At 68.6% G+C, this 13,253-nt stretch carries 12 protein-coding genes; all 12 read right to left on the bottom strand.

Going from position 1 to position 13,253, the window contains the following annotated elements; genetic code table 11:
• Window positions 1-44: 44 nt before the first annotated feature.
• Window positions 45-920, bottom strand: coding sequence for an orotidine-5'-phosphate decarboxylase (gene pyrF, locus H4W27_RS05910; protein WP_192595108.1), 876 nt, complete (start codon window positions 918-920; stop codon window positions 45-47).
• Entirely contained in the window at window positions 917-4,222 is a 3,306-nt protein-coding gene (gene carB, locus H4W27_RS05915) for a carbamoyl-phosphate synthase large subunit (RefSeq protein WP_192595109.1), read from the bottom strand. The genes pyrF and carB overlap by 4 nt, the downstream gene beginning before the upstream one ends.
• Window positions 4,215-5,468 carry a glutamine-hydrolyzing carbamoyl-phosphate synthase small subunit gene (carA, locus tag H4W27_RS05920; RefSeq protein ID WP_192595110.1) on the bottom strand — a complete coding sequence of 418 codons (1,254 nt, stop codon included), beginning with the start codon at window positions 5,466-5,468 and terminating at the stop codon, window positions 4,215-4,217. Before carA ends, carB begins: the two co-directional genes overlap by 8 nt.
• A complete protein-coding gene (locus H4W27_RS05925) occupies window positions 5,465-6,052 on the bottom strand; it encodes a PH-like domain-containing protein (protein WP_192595111.1) in 588 nt (195 codons plus the stop codon). Before H4W27_RS05925 ends, carA begins: the two co-directional genes overlap by 4 nt.
• A complete protein-coding gene (locus H4W27_RS05930; RefSeq protein WP_192595112.1) occupies window positions 6,049-7,440 on the bottom strand; it encodes a dihydroorotase in 1,392 nt (463 codons plus the stop codon). Before H4W27_RS05930 ends, H4W27_RS05925 begins: the two co-directional genes overlap by 4 nt.
• Window positions 7,437-8,432, bottom strand: a complete 996-nt coding sequence (locus tag H4W27_RS05935; protein WP_192595113.1) for an aspartate carbamoyltransferase catalytic subunit — start codon at window positions 8,430-8,432, stop codon at window positions 7,437-7,439. The genes H4W27_RS05930 and H4W27_RS05935 overlap by 4 nt, the downstream gene beginning before the upstream one ends.
• Entirely contained in the window at window positions 8,432-9,025 is a 594-nt protein-coding gene (gene pyrR / locus H4W27_RS05940; RefSeq protein ID WP_192595114.1) for a bifunctional pyr operon transcriptional regulator/uracil phosphoribosyltransferase PyrR, read from the bottom strand. The genes H4W27_RS05935 and pyrR overlap by 1 nt, the downstream gene beginning before the upstream one ends.
• Window positions 9,026-9,201: 176 nt before the next feature.
• A complete protein-coding gene (gene nusB, locus H4W27_RS05945) occupies window positions 9,202-9,621 on the bottom strand; it encodes a transcription antitermination factor NusB (protein WP_192595115.1) in 420 nt (139 codons plus the stop codon).
• 5 nt (window positions 9,622-9,626) lie between these two features.
• Window positions 9,627-10,190 (bottom strand): elongation factor P, encoded by a 564-nt coding sequence (efp, locus tag H4W27_RS05950; RefSeq protein WP_192595116.1) that lies wholly within the window; start codon window positions 10,188-10,190, stop codon window positions 9,627-9,629.
• 90 nt (window positions 10,191-10,280) lie between these two features.
• Window positions 10,281-11,444 (bottom strand): 3-dehydroquinate synthase, encoded by a 1,164-nt coding sequence (gene aroB, locus H4W27_RS05955; RefSeq protein WP_192595117.1) that lies wholly within the window; start codon window positions 11,442-11,444, stop codon window positions 10,281-10,283.
• Complete coding sequence (locus tag H4W27_RS05960) at window positions 11,441-12,001, bottom strand: shikimate kinase (protein WP_192595118.1); 561 nt, start codon at window positions 11,999-12,001, stop codon at window positions 11,441-11,443. The genes aroB and H4W27_RS05960 overlap by 4 nt, the downstream gene beginning before the upstream one ends.
• Complete coding sequence (aroC, locus tag H4W27_RS05965; protein WP_192595119.1) at window positions 12,001-13,248, bottom strand: chorismate synthase; 1,248 nt, start codon at window positions 13,246-13,248, stop codon at window positions 12,001-12,003. Before aroC ends, H4W27_RS05960 begins: the two co-directional genes overlap by 1 nt.
• Window positions 13,249-13,253: the final 5 nt, after the last annotated feature.

The following is a 13,253-nucleotide window of genomic DNA, read 5'->3' on the forward strand; positions in this document are numbered from 1 at the left end:
CCCCTGATCGGGTGAACATCAATAGAGAACGCCCGGGCAGTTTTTCAGCGGAGATCCTCGAGGGTCCCTTCAATGGCCCTTGTCAGCGATTCCGCGTCCGGGCCGGCCGCCAGGATTCCGCGCGAGGAGTTGACCAGGACCTGGCTGGAATAGCTGGGGCCGAATCCCCGTCGGAGGTCGTCGGCGCCGGCACCCTGGGCGCCGTAGCCCGGTGCCAGCAGCGGCATCCTTCCGGCGCTGAGATCAATGCCATGCGCGGCGGCGAGCCCCGCCGTCGTCGCGCCGACCACGAGTCCGATGCTGCCCAGCCCTGCCTCCGCGGTGGTGCTGCGGGCGGCGACCGCCGCCGCGATCCGCCCGGCCACGGTCACGCCCTCGGCGTCGGTGGCCAGCTGCACCTGCTGACCCTCGGGGTTGGAGGTCAGCGCCAGCACGAAGAGTCCCGCGTGATGCTGCTCCGCCGCCTGCAGCGCAGGCTGCAGCGAGCCGAAGCCGAGGTAGGGGCTCACGGTCAGCGCGTCCGCGGCGAAATCGCCCCCCGGGCTGAGCCAGGCTTCGGCGTAGCCGGCCATGGTCGATCCGATGTCTCCCCGCTTGGCGTCTGCGATCACCAGCAGACCAGCCGCCCGTGCCTGCTGCTGGAGCTCGCTGAGCACCTGCATCCCAGCCACGCCGAAGCGTTCGAAGAACGCCACCTGCGGCTTGATCACCCCGACCCGTCCGGCACAGGCGTCCAGCACTCGGGCGCAGAACTCACGCAGCCCGGCGGCGTCCTGGGTCAGTCCCCAGTCGCGGAGGATCTGCGGGTGCGGATCCACGCCCACGCAGAGCCGCCCATGGGCCTGCATGGCTCCGGCGAGCCGTGTCCCGAAGGACGGTGGGTCCGCCGGGGGCGCAGCCGCAGGTGTGGGAAGCGTCATGCGCTGGCCTGCTTGAGACGCTCCGCATGCTCCTGCAGGGAGGCCACGGACCAGCTGAACTGGCCGAGGGCCTCGATGGCCTGCACGGCCGCACCGAACTCGGCGACAGTGGTGATGACCGGTGTGCCGACCGAGGTGGCCGCTGCGCGGATCTCGTAGCCGTCGCTGCGAGCGTCGCCCCCCGAGGGCGTGTTGATGATCAGTGCGATCTCCCCGCTCTCCACCTGATCCAGGATCGTGCCGCCCTGATGCTCCGCGTCAGCGATCTTCGCCACGACCGTGGTCTCCACTCCGTTGCGGCGCAGCACATCAGCGGTGCCGCCGGTGGAGACGATGGAGAAGCCCAGATCGGCCAGCCGCTTCACGGGCATGATGATGGCCCGCTTGTCCCGGTTGGCCACCGAGACGAAGGCCTTGCCGGAGGTGGGCAGCGGGTTGTTCGCGGCCTGCTGCGCCTTGGCGAAGGCGGTGTCGAAATGCTTGTCGATGCCCATCACCTCTCCGGTGGAGCGCATCTCCGGACCCAGCAGGGAATCGACCACGCGGCCCTCGGGGGTGCGGAAGCGTGCGAAGGGAAGCACAGCCTCCTTCACCGCCACCGGTGCACCGGGGGGGAGCTCGGAGCCGTCGCCCGTGGCAGGCAGCAGACCCGAGAGCTTGTGCCCCGAGCCGCCGCGCAGCTCTGCGATGGAGACCCCGGTGCCGATATGCGCGGCGGCCTTGGCCATCTGCACGCCGGTGGCCTTGGAGACGAAGGGCACCGTGCGCGAGGCGCGCGGGTTGGCCTCGATCACGTAGAGGATGTCCGAGGCCAGTGCGAACTGGATGTTGATCAGTCCGCGCACGCCGACGCCTTCAGCGATCACCCGGGTGGCGACACGGACACGCTCGAGCACATCGGGGCCCAGCGTGATCGGAGGCAGCACGCAGGCGGAGTCGCCGGAGTGGATCCCGGCCTCCTCGATGTGTTCCATGATTCCGCCCACGTACAGCTGATCGCCGTCATAGAGGGCGTCCACGTCCACCTCGATCGCGTCCTCGAGGAAGCGGTCCACCAGTACCGGGTGCTCCGGGGTGACCTCGGTGGCGTTGGCGATGTAGCGCTCCAGGCCTGGCTCGTCGTAGACGATCTCCATGCCTCGGCCGCCGAGCACGTAGCTCGGTCGGACCAGGACCGGATAGCCGATCTCGTCGGCCACCTTCTTCGCGTCCTCGAAGCTGACTGCGGTGCCGTTCTTCGGAGCGATGAGGCCGCCACGCTGAAGCACCTGATCGAATGCGCCGCGGTCCTCGGCGAGATCGATGGCCGCTGGGCTCGTGCCCAGGATCGGCACACCCGCGTCAGCCAGCTGCTGGGCGAGCTTCAGCGGGGTCTGGCCGCCGAGCTGGACGAACACCCCCGCCACTCCCCCGGTGCGCTCCTCGGCCGCGATGACCTCGAGCACGTCTTCGAGGGTGAGCGGCTCGAAGTAGAGCCGGGTCGAGACGTCGTAGTCGGTGGAGACGGTCTCCGGATTGCAGTTGACCATCACAGTCTCATAGCCGGCCTCGCGCAGCGCCATGGTGGCGTGCACACAGGAGTAGTCGAACTCGATGCCCTGCCCGATCCGGTTGGGCCCGGAGCCGAGGATGATCACCGAGGGCTGATCGTGGGTGAGGATCTCATCCTCGAGGTCATAGGAGGAGTAGTGGTACGGGGTGAAGGCCTCGAACTCCGCCGCGCAGGTGTCCACGGTCTTGTAGACCGGCCGGATGCCCAGCGCGTGTCGGACTCCGCGCACCACGGCGGGATCCATGTGGCGCAGGGCGCCGATCTGCGCATCGGAGAAGCCATGCCGCTTGGCCTGACGCAGGGCATCGACATCGAGCTCGGCCGCCCCCGCCACCTGCATCGCCGTCTCGTTGATCAGCTGCAGCTGATCCAGGTACCAGGGGTCGATGGCGGTGATCTCGTGGACCTGCTCGATCGAGGCGCCGGAGAGCAGCGCGCGCTGGACCTGGTGCAGGCGCTCGGTGGTCGCGGTCGCCATCTGCACCAGAAGCTGGTCGAGCTCTTCCGGGCCGGCCACGGTGAAGTCGAATTCGCTGCCGCGCTGCTCCAGAGAGCGCAGCGCCTTCTGCATGGCTTCGGTGAAGCTGCGACCGAAGGCCATCGCCTCTCCCACGGATTTCATCGTGGTGGTCAGCGTCGGGTCTGCGGCGGGGAACTTCTCGAAGGCGAAGCGGGGAACCTTGACCACCACGTAGTCCAGCACGGGCTCGAAGCTGGCCGGGGTCTTCCGGGTGATGTCGTTCGGGATCTCGTCCAGGGTGTAGCCCAGCGCCAGCTTGGTGGCGATCTTGGCGATCGCGAAGCCGGTGGCCTTGGAGGCCAGGGCCGAGGAGCGGGACACCCGCGGGTTCATCTCGATGACGACGACGCGGCCGGTCCCGGGCTCGATGGCGAACTGGATGTTGCAGCCGCCGGTGGCGACCCCGACCTCGCGGATCACGTTGATGGAGATGTCACGCAGCCGCTGGTACTCGCGGTCGGTCAGCGTCATGGCTGGCGCCACGGTGATCGAGTCACCGGTGTGGACCCCCACCGGGTCGACGTTCTCGATGGAACAGACGACGACCACGTTGTCCTTGGAATCGCGCATCATCTCCAGCTCGTACTCCTTCCAGCCGAGGATGGACTCCTCCAGGAGCACCTCGGTGGTGGGTGAGTACTGCAGTCCGGCGCCGGCGATGCGGTGCAGGTCCTTCTCGTTGTAGGCCATGCCGGAGCCCAGTCCCCCCATGGTGAAGGAGGGGCGCACCACCATCGGGTAGCCCAGTTCATCGGCGGCCGCCAGGGCCTCGGCCATGGAGTGCACGATGAGCGACTTCGCAGACTCTGCGCCCGAGCGCTCCACCACGCCCTTGAACTTCTGCCGGTCTTCGCCGAGTTCGATGGCTGCGATGTTCGCGCCGATCAGCTCCACGCCGAACTTCTCCAGCACGCCGTCCTTGTCCAGGGCGATGGCGGTGTTCAGCGCGGTCTGACCGCCCAAGGTGGGAAGCAGCGCGTCGGGGCGCTCCTTCTCGATGATCATGGCGACCACCTCGGGACTGATCGGCTCCACGTAGGTGGCGTCGGCGAACTCCGGATCGGTCATGATGGTGGCCGGGTTGGAGTTGACCAGGATGACCCGGAGTCCCTCCTCCTTGAGCACCCTCAGGGCCTGGGTTCCGGAGTAGTCGAACTCTGCGGCCTGGCCGATCACGATCGGCCCCGAGCCGATGACCATGACGGACTTGAGGTCTTGACGCTTAGGCATTGAGTGGGTTCCCTCCACGGGTCTCAGTGTCGTTGGTGGGGGCGGTGTCACCGGTGGTCACCGTGTCAGCCCCGGTGCGGGTGCGTGAGTCGGTCATGAGCTCGACGAAGCGGTCGAAGAGATAGGCCGAGTCATGGGGGCCGGCGGCGGCCTCCGGGTGGTACTGGACGCTGAAGGCCGGCAGGTCCAGACAGCGCAGACCCTCCACGACTCCGTCGTTGAGGCTGGAGTGACTCACCTCCACCCGTCCGAAGCGTTCCTGAGGGGCGGTGACGACCTCGCCCACGGGAGCGTCCACGGCGAAGCCGTGGTTCTGCGAGGTGATCTCCACCTTGCCGGTGGCGTGGTCCATCACGGGCTGGTTGATCCCGCGATGGCCGAAGGGCAGCTTATAGGTCCCGAAGCCCAGCGCCCGGCCCAGGATCTGGTTGCCGAAGCAGATGCCGAAGAACGGGGTCCTGGCCGCCAGCACCTCACGCAGCAGGCCGATCTGGTTCGCCGCTGTGGCCGGGTCGCCCGGTCCGTTGGAGAGGAAGACGCCGTCGGGCGCCAGCGCCTCGATCTCGGCGAAGCTGCTGGCTGCGGGCAGCACATGCACGCGGAGTCCGCGCTCGGCCATCCGGACCGGGGTCATGGTCTTGATGCCCAGGTCGATGGCGGCCACCTCAGCAACGATCTCACCGGACCAGCCGTGCTCGTGAGGCTCGATCACATAGGCGGTGTCGGTGGAGACCTCCTCGGCCAGCCGCGCACCTGCCATCGAAGGCTGCGCCTTGACCTCGGCGATGAGCTCGGCGAGGGGCCGCTGGGCCTGCTCGGCGGAGAAGATCCCGGCCTTCATGGCGCCCGCGCTGCGCAGATGGCGGGTGATCGCGCGGGTGTCCACGTCTTTGATCCCGACGATGTCCTGATCGGCGAGCTCCTGATCCAGCGTGCGCCTCGAGCGCCAGTTGGAGGGGCGTCGTGCGGCGTCTCGCACCACGTAGCCGGAGACCCAGATCCTGCGCGACTCGGCATCCTCGTCATTGATGCCGGTGTTGCCGATGTGCGGAGCCGTCTGGACCACGATCTGCCGGGCGTATGAGGGGTCCGTGAGGGTCTCCTGATAGCCGGTCATCCCGGTGGCGAAGACCGCTTCGCCGAGTCGGCTGCCCTGGGCCCCATAGGCGGAGCCGCGGTGGACTGTTCCGTCTTCGAGCACCAGCAGGGCGGGCGGCGCGGGAGCGATGGCGGGGTGTTGTGTCATGGGCGTGCAGACTCCTCGTCGGAGGGACGGACAACGGACTGGAGCTCGGCGAGGAGCTCCTGATGGGCTGAGGCGTGGCGGGCTCGGAAGGCGGTCTCCACAGCTGACTCTCCGAGCCTCCAGCCGATGATCACGGCACCGTCGCGCTCCACGAACTTGCCGACGACTCCGCGATCGGTGCGGACGTGGGTGAGGGACCCGGCGCTGATGAGGTAGTTCGGTGCTCCAGCGCGGAAGACGGCGACTCCCTCCGGGTGGACCTCGATGCGTCCGTTGGTGCGCACGCCGAGACCGTGGACGGCCACCCGGTCGAGGTGGTCACCGGCCTTGACGGTGCCGATGACCATTCCTTCGGCGGCCGCGCGCGGTTCGGCCTCCAGCATGGCGGCGGGGACCTCTGGCGGGACGGGAAGGTCCTTCTGCCGTCGCTTGCGACCGCGCCAGCCCAGCCAGATCAGCAGCACCAGCACGGCGATGATCGCCAGGGTGATCCCGAGGTAGCCCAGGTAGGTGCCGGTCATGTCCGTGGCGCGGGTGGCAAGCGTCAGGTCTGCGCCTGGGCTGAGCTGCGGATCGGGACTCATGACTGCATCTCCGGACGGTTCAGCGGGGTGTTGAGCTCACCGTCGAGCAGCACCGGGTGACCATGCAGGAAGGTGGCTCGGACCGAACCCGGCAGCTCCATGCCGCGGAAGGGCGAGTTCCGACCCTTGCTGGCGTGCGCGGCAGGGTCCACCCGCTGGCTCGTCCTGGGATCCACCAGAATGATGTTCGCGGGCTCCCCAGTCTGCAGCGGCCTGCCCTGCTGCTCGTGGCGGTAGATCCGAGCGGGCACCTCAGAGGTGACCTCCGCGAAGCGCCGCCAGTCCATCAGTCCGGTGGCGATCATGGTCTCCATGACCACCGACAGCGCGGTCTCGAGCCCGGTCATGCCCATGGCCGCGGAGGACCATTCGCATTCCTTGGCCTGGGTGGGGTGGGGGGCGTGATCCGTGCCGACGACGTCGATGGTGCCGTCGGCCAGGCCGCGGCGCAGGGCTTCGACGTCCTCGGAGGTGCGCAGCGGCGGGTTGACCTTGTACACCGGGTCATATCCGCGCACGAGCTCATCGGTGAGCAGCAGGTGGTGCGGGGTGACCTCGGCGGTGACGTCGATGCCGCGCTCCTTGGCCCAGCGGATGATCTCCACCGAACCGGCGGTGGAGACGTGGCAGACGTGCAGCCGCGACCCCACGTGCTGGACGAGCAGCACGTCGCGGGCGATGATGGACTCCTCGGCCACGGCCGGCCAGCCGGGCAGCCCGAGGATCGCCGAGACGTCGCCCTCGTTCATCTGTGCCCCCTCGGTGAGAAGCGGCTCCTGGGCGTGCTGGGCGATGAACCCGTCCACCGTCTTCACGTACTCCAGGGCGCGGCGCATCAGGACCGGGTTGTGCACGCACATCCCGTCGTCGGAGAACATGCGCACCTGGGCCGAGGACTCCGCCATGGCGCCGAGCTCGGCGAGCTTCTCCCCGGCGAGACCGACCGTGACGGCGCCGACCGGGTAGACCTCGGTCCAGCCTGAGGCGCGGCCGAGCCGGTGCACCTGTTCCACCACTCCGGCGGTGTCGGCCACCGGGGAGGAGTTGGCCATGGCATGCACGGCGGTGAAGCCTCCCCTGGCTGCGGCGCGGCTTCCGGTCTCCACGGTCTCGGCGTCCTCGCGGCCCGGCTCACGCAGGTGGGTGTGCAGATCCACCATGCCGGGAAGCGCGATCAGTCCCGTCGCGTCCAGCTCCATGACCTCGACGGCGGGACCACCGGATTCCGGCTGTCCCGCTGCGCCGAGCCGGTGCGCCTCGGCGCGGGCCTGGGCGCCGACGGCGGCGATCCGTCCCTCGGCGAGCAGCAGGTCGGTGGGGTCTTCCCCATAGGGCCGGGCTCCGAGGATCAGTGTGGGAGCCGTGGACGAGCGGTTCGTGCTTCTCATGCGATGTTCCTCTCTGAGCTGCTGAGCAGCAGGTGCAGCACGGCCATGCGGACGGAGACGCCGTGGGAGACCTGGTCGAGGACCTGGTTCATGGGCGAATCGGCCGCTGCCGCGGAGATCTCCACTCCGCGGTTCATCGGACCGGGGTGCAGGATCATCGGCACCTGCCCGGCGGCGCCGCGGTGCGCCTCGAGTCCGCGGAGCCGCTCATCGGTGAGTCCCCAGCGTCGGGTGTATTCCGCCGCGGTCGGGAAGTAGGCGCCGCCCATGCGTTCGGCCTGGACGCGCAGCATCATCACCGCATCCGGTCCCCCGTGGCGCCCCGAGGCCAGCGCCTCGTCAAGGCTGTAGAACACGCTGACCGGCCACTTCTGCACGCCCACGGGCAACAGGGTGGCCGGGGCCACGAGTCCGATCTCGGCGCCGAGGGTGCGCAGCAGCCAGATGTTCGAGCGCGCCACCCGGGAATGCAGGATGTCCCCGACGATCAGCACCCGCATGCCCGCCAGGTCGGTGCCGCGGGGGTCTTCTCCGCGGGCGGCGGCCCAGCCGCGGCGCAGCGTGAGCGCATCCAGCAGAGCCTGGGTGGGATGTTCGTGGGTGCCGTCTCCGGCGTTGATCACGGCACAGTCGGTCCAGTCGGAGGCGGCGAGCTGGGCGGCGGCCCCGGAGGCCCAGTGCCGCATCACGATCGCGTCGGCACCGATGGCTTCGAGGGTCTGCACGGTGTCCTTGAGCGACTCGCCCTTGGACACCGAGGAGCCCTTGGCGGAGAAGTTCATCACGTCCGCGGAGAGCCGCTTGGCGGCGGCCTCGAAGGAGATGCGGGTGCGGGTGGAGTCCTCGAAGAACAGGTTCACCACAGTGCGGCCGCGCAGGGTGGGCAGCTTCTTGACCTCACGGGTGGATACCGCCGCCATCTCCTCGGCGGTGTCCAGGATGCTCAGCGCCTCGGCGCGGCTCAGATCGGCGGTGGAGAGCAGATGTCGCATCAGCGCTCACCGCTGCCGGGACGAGGGACAGCGCGCTGGATGACCACGGTCTCCTCGGCGCGGGAGACGCCGTCCACCTCGTCCAGGAGCACGGAGACGCGCTCCTCGCGAGAGGTCGGCAGGTTCTTGCCCACGTGGTCCGAGCGGATCGGCAGCTCCCGGTGCCCGCGGTCGACCAGCACGGCGAGGCGGACGACGGCGGGGCGGCCCAGCGCCTGGAGCGCGTCCAGGGCTGCGCGCACGGTCCGTCCGGAGTAGAGCACATCGTCGACGAGGACCACTGTGGCGCCGTCGATCCCGGAACCGGGGATCCTGGTGGGCTCGGGCGTCCGCGCGCCGTGGGCACGCAGATCATCGCGGTAGAGCGTGATGTCCAGCGAGCCGGTGGACCTCTCCGGGTCGAAGGCTGGATCGATGCGGGCCAGGCGCTCACCCAGGCGGCGGGCCAGGACGGTCCCGCGGCGGGGGATGCCGAGCAGCAGGAGACCTTCGACTCCGCGATGGGACTCGACGATCTCGTGTGCAATGCGGGTCAGTGCCCGGTCCATATCGGAGGCGGACATGACATGAGAGGTCTCGGGTGAGCGTGTCACCGTGGGACTCCTTCCTCGCCTCACTGGACGATGCTTAAAGGAAGTCGGATGTTTCTAGCTGTGCTTCGGTCTCCCGGCGCCGCGATGACCGAAGCCTTCGCGCGCCGGGGCCCACTCTACGTCATCCGGGCAGGCTGCTGCCGTCCGCGGAACCGGCGGCGCATGGTCCCGCGAAGTCAGTCCTCTGTCTCCACGAGCGTGGGCTTGAGCTGCTGAATTCGCCCGAGGAGGCCGTTGACGAAGCTGGGAGAATCGTCGGTGGACAGGTCCTTCACCAGCGTGACGGCCTCGGAGACGGCCACGTTGTCCGGGATCTCGTCATTGCAGAGCAGCTCCCAGGCGCCGATGCGCAGCGCCATGAGATCGACCCGGGGCATCCGCTCCAGCGTCCAGCCGCGGGCATAGGTGGCCAGGATCTCATCGATGTGCGCCTGCTCGGACTTCACACCGTCTATCAGATCGATGACATATTCGTTGACGATCAGGTCCGCGCGCTCACGGCGGACCCGCAGGACCTCGAGCGGGTCGAGGTCGCGCTGCTCGGCCTCGAAGAGGATCTCGAGCGCGCGGCGGCGTGCTTTGCTTCGTTTAGCCACGGGCCTCAGTCCGTGACTCGGCCGAGGTACTCGGACGTGCGCGTGTCGACCTTCACGCGGGTGCCCTGGTCCACGAACAGGGGGACCTGGATCTCGTGTCCGGTCTCCAGCGTGGCGGACTTGGTCCCGGCGTTGGAGCGGTCGCCCTGCAGGCCCGGTTCGGTGTAGGTGATCTCGAGCACGACCGAAGGCGGCATGTCGAGGTAGAGCGGGGTGCCGTCATGCAGGGCGATGGTCACCTCATGGGACTCCAGCAGGAAGTGCGCCGCGTCCCCCACCACTGTGGCCGGCACGGTGATCTGGTCGAAGTCGCGCAGATCCATGAAGACGAAGTCTTCCCCGTCCTGATACAGGTACTGGTAGTTGGAGCGGTCGACTGTGGCGAACTCGATCTTGGCACCGGCGTTGAAGGTCTTGTCCACTGCCTTGCCGGTGCGGATGTTCTTCAGCTTGGTGCGGACGAATGCGCCGCCCTTGCCCGGCTTGACGTGCTGGAACTCGAGCGTGTTCCACAGCTGTCCCTCGAGCTTGAGGACGGAGCCGTTCTTGATGTCATTCGAGCTGGCCACAGTTTGCCTTTCCTGGGTCTTCGTGCGGGTCTTCGGCCTGGGCTTGCTGCCTCGCAGCGCCAATCGATTGTACAGGCTTCAGCGCGAGCCTCAGAGCGAGAGCATGGTGCCGGTCTCCGGTCGCCCGATCTCCTGGTAGGTCGCGAAGAGGATGGAGGCATCCGGAATCTCCACTGTGGCGGGCTGTCCCTGGCCGCCGAGCAGCACGAAGCGCAGCTGGTCTCCCCGGTTCTTCTTGTCGCGCTTGATGCCTTCGAGCAGCTGGCTCCAGCGGTCATCGCGATAGGTGGTGGGCAGACCCAGCAGGTTCAGCACCGAATGGTGCCGGTCGGCCGTGGCGTCGTCGAGCCGTCCCAGGCTGCGGGCGAGCTCGGCCGCGAAGATCATGCCCACCGAGATCGCGGCCCCGTGGCGCCACTGGTAGCGCTCGGCCAGCTCGATGGCGTGGCCCAGCGTGTGGCCGTAGTTCAGCGACTCCCGGAGCCCGGACTCCAGCATGTCCTCTCCGACCACCTTGGCCTTGACCGCGACGGCGCGCTCGATCAGCTCGCGGATCTGCCAGGAGTGCGGATTCTGCGTCTGCTCGGGACTGGCCTCGATGATCTCCAGGATGCGTTCATCGGCGATGAAGCCGCACTTGACGACCTCGGCGAGTCCCGCCACGAGCTCATTGCGCGGGAGGGTCAGCAGAGTGTCGAGATCGGCCAGCACCCCGGCAGGCTGGTGGAAGGATCCCACGAGGTTCTTGCCCTCTGAGGTGTTGATCCCGGTCTTGCCGCCCACGGCGGCATCGACCATCCCCAGCAGCGTGGTGGGCATGTGGACCACTCGGATGCCGCGCAGCCAGGTGGCGGCCACGAAGCCGGCGACGTCGGTCACCGCGCCTCCGCCGACCGCGACCACGGCATCGGACCTGGTGAAGTCGTTCTGCCCCAGGACCTGCCAGCAGAAGGCGGCGACCTGGATGTGCTTGCCCTCTTCGGCGTCGGGGATCTCCGCGACCAGAGCCTGGTATCCGGCCTTCTCCAGGTCCTCGCGGACCACGTCACCGGTGGCGCGCAGCGCGCGCGGGTGGATGACGAGCACGCGTTCAGCCTGCGTGCCGACGAGGTCTGGGAGCCGGGAGAGCAGACCGTTGCCGATGACCACCTCATAACCGAGCTCCTGGCCGCCGGTGCCGCTGCCCTCCCCGACGGTGATGACGGTGGGTTCAGGGTTCTGGGCGGAAGCCTTGGTCTCAGCCTGGTGGCTCATGCGCTGTGGTCTCTCCTGAAGGTGGTGTTGAGTGCCCGCACGATGGTATCGACTCGCACAGCGATGTGCTCATCGTCCGGACTCATGACGATATCAGCGCAGTCTCGATAGATCTGCTCCCGTTCGGCATAGATCCGCACCCAGCTCTGCACCGGGTCCGAGCCGAGGATCGGGCGGGTGGATCCGTCCCCGAGGCGCTGCGTGGCCTGGGCCACAGTCAGGTCCAGGAGCACGACGAGCTGCTCGGCCAGCAGCTCCCGGGTGCGGCGGCTGAGCACGGAGCCGCCGCCGAGGCTGATCACCGAAGGGCGGGGCGAGTCGATCAGCTCCGCGACGATCTTCTCCTCCTCCGCACGGAAGGCGTCCTCGCCGTGCAGCGAGAAGTACGCCGGGATGGGACCGTGGCGTGCCACGAAGAACTGGTCGGTGTCCACATGGGGCCGGTGAAGTCGGCGCGCCAGCGCCGCGCCCACAGTGGACTTTCCCGAGCCCATGGGGCCGATCAGCACGATGTTGCGGCCGTCGCCTCGGTTCTCGGCGGCTGCTGGCTGAGGCATCAGTCCTGCATCGCCGCCGGGGCCTGCAGCGGGTCACCGTCCGCGCCGGCGCCCGCGGGGTCGGCGCCGAGCTCGGGCAGATGCGCCAGGTAGCTCTCGAGATTGCGGCGCACCTCGATCACGGAGTCTCCGCCGAACTTCTCCAGCACCGCCTCAGCGATGACCAGGGCCACCATGGCCTCGGCGACCACGCCCGCGGCGGGCACGGCACAGACGTCGGAGCGCTGGTGGTGGGCGGTGGTGGCCTCCCCGGTGGCGGTGTCCACGGTGCGCAGGGCCCGCGGCACGGTGGCGATGGGCTTCATCCCGGCGCGCACTCGCAACGGACCGCCGATGCTCATGCCGCCTTCGATGCCGCCTGCGCGGTTGGAGGTCCGCGCGATCTGTCCCGACTCGTCCAGGGCGATCTCGTCGTGGGCGGCCGAGCCGCGACGTCGTGTGGTCTCGAATCCGTCGCCGACCTCGACGCCCTTGATCGCCTGGATGCCCATCAGGGCTCCCGCCAGTCGCGAATCGAGCCGACGGTCCCAATGGACGTAGCTGCCGAGTCCCGGCGGCAGTCCTTCAACGATGACTTCGACGACGCCCCCGAGCGTCTCACCGGCACGATGAGCGTCGTCGACCTCGGCGACCATCCGCTCAGAGGTCTCGGCATGGAAGCAGCGCAGCGGATCGGCGTCCAGCGCGTCCTGATCTGCGGCCCGTGGCAGCGGCGCGTCCGCCGGGGCCTGGACCGGACCGATGGCGATGGTGTGCGAGACGGTGCTGATGCCCAGCTCGCTGAGGAACGACTGGGCGGCGGCACCCAGTGCGACCCGGGTGGCGGTCTCTCGTGCTGAAGCGCGCTCCAGCACCGGGCGCGCCTCGGCGAAGCCGTACTTCTGCATGCCGGTGTAGTCGGCGTGACCTGGGCGGGGACGCGTGAGAGGGGCGTTGCGGGCGAGGCCTTCAAGGTCCGCGGCCGGAACCGGGTCGGCGGACATGACCTTCTCCCACTTCGGCCATTCGGTGTTGCCGACCTCGATGGTCAGCGGCCCACCGATGGTGACGCCGTGGCGGACGCCGGCGAGCAGCGCGACCTGATCCTGTTCGAACTTCATCCGGGCCCCGCGACCGTAGCCGAGGCGACGGCGGGCCAACTTCTCCTGCACAGCTGCCGTGCTCAGAGACACTCCGGCGGGAAGCCCTTCGAGGATCCCGACGAGGGATTTGCCGTGAGATTCTCCAGAGGTGAGCCAGCGCAACATGGAGT

This window comes from Nesterenkonia lutea (assembly GCF_014873955.1).
Taxonomy (GTDB): domain Bacteria; phylum Actinomycetota; class Actinomycetes; order Actinomycetales; family Micrococcaceae; genus Nesterenkonia; species Nesterenkonia lutea.

Bases quoted from the DNA above. Each gene is read 5' to 3' on its own strand.
- carB (WP_192595109.1), bottom strand. From the start codon at position 4,222: ATGCCTAAGCGTCAAGACCTCAAGTCCGTCATGGTCATCGGCTCGGGG.
- H4W27_RS05935 (WP_192595113.1), bottom strand. From the start codon at position 8,432: ATGCGACATCTGCTCTCCACCGCCGATCTGAGCCGCGCCGAGGCGCTG.
- H4W27_RS05930 (WP_192595112.1), bottom strand. From the start codon at position 7,440: ATGAGAAGCACGAACCGCTCGTCCACGGCTCCCACACTGATCCTCGGA.
- aroC (WP_192595119.1), bottom strand. From the start codon at position 13,248: ATGTTGCGCTGGCTCACCTCTGGAGAATCTCACGGCAAATCCCTCGTC.
- H4W27_RS05960 (WP_192595118.1), bottom strand. From the start codon at position 12,001: ATGCCTCAGCCAGCAGCCGCCGAGAACCGAGGCGACGGCCGCAACATC.
- aroB (WP_192595117.1), bottom strand. From the start codon at position 11,444: ATGAGCCACCAGGCTGAGACCAAGGCTTCCGCCCAGAACCCTGAACCC.
- pyrF (WP_192595108.1), bottom strand. From the start codon at position 920: ATGACGCTTCCCACACCTGCGGCTGCGCCCCCGGCGGACCCACCGTCC.
- H4W27_RS05925 (WP_192595111.1), bottom strand. From the start codon at position 6,052: ATGAGTCCCGATCCGCAGCTCAGCCCAGGCGCAGACCTGACGCTTGCC.
- carA (WP_192595110.1), bottom strand. From the start codon at position 5,468: ATGACACAACACCCCGCCATCGCTCCCGCGCCGCCCGCCCTGCTGGTG.